The following is a 1095-nucleotide window of genomic DNA, read 5'->3' as shown; positions in this document are numbered from 1 at the left end:
ATGCCGAGCGTCAGGCAGGTCTCCATGCCGAGCGCTTTCCCGTGCTCGATCATGGCGACGATCGCGTCCATGTCGCGCTCCTTCGGGCCGCGCCAGGCCGCACCCATGCAATAGCGCGTGGCGCCCGCCTCCCGCGCCTTCCTGGCCTCGGCGACGACGCGTTCGACGTCCAGCAGCTTCGACGCCTTCAGCCCCGACTGGTGATGCGCGGACTGGCTGCAATAGCCGCAGTCCTCGGGGCAGCCGCCGGTCTTGATCGAGAGGAGCCGCGACAGCTGCACCCGGTTTTGATCGAAATACGCGCGATGGACCGCCTGGGCTCGAAAGAGCAGGTCGTTGAACGGCATGTCGTGGATGGCCGCGGCTGCTTCTCGGGTCCATCGCGGCAGCGCCCCATCGATCGGCTCTGGGGCCCGGTCCATGGTGAGTTCGGCGTCCAATCGATCCTTCATCATCAAAGATCCTTTTGTTGCGGCTTGCGTGAGTGCATGAAGAAGGTGGCTGTCAGCCAGCCGGGTCAGTTATGGTCTGCCCACCAGCGCCGGGACGGGGAAGGCGCTGCCGGTCTCGTTCAGGATCGAGAAGCTGTAGCCCCCGTCCGCATTGCGCCCGACCGAATAGGTCAGCCGCTCGGTGATACGATTGTCCCTGTCGAAGGTCAGCACTCGCGGCTTGAGCGCGGTGAGTTCGGCCTCCTCCACATAGACCGAGTTGCAGATGATGAGCGGATCGCCCGGCTGGCAGGTGCGGGCTGCGGCGCCGTTGAGGATGCAACAGCGCGATCCGCGTTCGCCTGGGATGACATAGGTCGAGAGGCGCGCCCCCGAATTCTTGTTCCAGATCTCGACGAATTCCATCGGCAGGAAGCCTGCTTCCTCGCAATGATCTGGGTCGAGTGTGATCGAGCCGTGGTAGTCGAGATTGGCTTCGGTCACGTGGATGCCGTGCAGCTTGCCAGCGACGATCTTGCGCATCCCGTTCCTCCTCTCCATCAGTTCAAATGCGTGCAGATGTTTCCGTCGACCGGCACATCCAGGCCGATGTCGAGGATCGGCGCGCTGTGTGTCAGCCATCCGACGGAAATGAGGTCAACGC

2 protein-coding genes and 1 pseudogene are annotated in these 1095 nt (G+C 63.6%); all 3 read right to left on the bottom strand.

Annotated features, from left to right (window positions below):
* Positions 1-422, bottom strand: a 422-nt coding sequence (locus EOA60_RS34220; RefSeq protein WP_348632749.1) for a radical SAM protein, incomplete at its 3' end; no start/stop codon positions are given.
* A 99-nt stretch (positions 423-521) separates the two neighbouring features.
* Positions 522-974, bottom strand: a complete 453-nt coding sequence (gene panD, locus EOA60_RS34215; protein ID WP_128312683.1) for an aspartate 1-decarboxylase — start codon at positions 972-974, stop codon at positions 522-524.
* Between the two features lie 17 nt (positions 975-991).
* Positions 992-1095: pseudogene (locus EOA60_RS34210) on the bottom strand (nicotinate-nucleotide diphosphorylase (carboxylating)); the annotation flags it as partial.

Source organism: Mesorhizobium sp. M1A.F.Ca.IN.020.06.1.1, assembly GCF_004023265.1.
GTDB lineage: Bacteria > Pseudomonadota > Alphaproteobacteria > Rhizobiales > Rhizobiaceae > Mesorhizobium.
Note: the sequence above shows the minus strand (reverse complement) of the source record. Positions and strands in the feature narration are given on the sequence as shown.